We start from the raw sequence: 542 nt of genomic DNA, 5'->3' as shown, positions 1-542 counted from the left end.
CAAGAGCCCAAAAAAAAGGGTAGTGATGATAATATCTTATATTTGTGATAAGTGCTATACGCCAAATGACAACGCCAAGCTAGAGTTTGCAAGGGGTTGGGCTTTGGATTTGTATGATGTGCATTCGCAGGTGCAAGTCGCCCGCGCGGTATGTGAAAAATGCCAAAATGTTAATTTCATTCAAATTAGCGTTAAGCATTGTATTTTTAAGCAAGAGGTAGCCCCAAAAGGCTTAAGCTAACTAGAATCTAAACGCAAAAAACAAGCAAAAACGCTTCAAAACGCTAAGGGCTTTTCAAAAAGCAGTAAAGTTGTGCCAATGCCTTAAATGTGGCAAGCGAGATTCAATCTAGCAAAGCTAGTAAGGTTAGCAACGAGCTAGCTTTGCTAGCAAGGTTAGAATCTCTTAGGCTTAGAAAACAACACGCGCTTTTTGATGGCGTGCAAGCGTAAAACGCTTCATTAGCCCCTTTTAGCCGTGTAAAGCAAAGACTGCAAAGCAAGACTTCAATACAAGACTGCAAGCACGCTTTTTGCGTGAT

2 protein-coding genes are annotated in these 542 nt (G+C 41.1%); one reads left to right on the top strand and one right to left on the bottom strand.

The features are described 5' to 3' along the window. Positions 1–241, top strand: a 241-nt coding sequence (locus ACWIUO_RS13855; RefSeq protein WP_454178470.1) for a hypothetical protein, incomplete at its 5' end; no start/stop codon positions are given. Between the two features lie 103 nt (positions 242–344). Here the strand turns inward: ACWIUO_RS13855 and ACWIUO_RS13850 are convergent. Further along, a partial coding sequence (locus ACWIUO_RS13850; RefSeq protein WP_454178469.1) for a hypothetical protein occupies positions 345–542 on the bottom strand: 198 nt, incomplete at its 5' end.

It is taken from the genome of Helicobacter sp. T3_23-1056, from assembly GCF_053654535.1.
The sequence above is the reverse complement of the archived record's forward strand: the minus strand, read 5'-3'. Positions and strand labels throughout refer to the sequence as shown.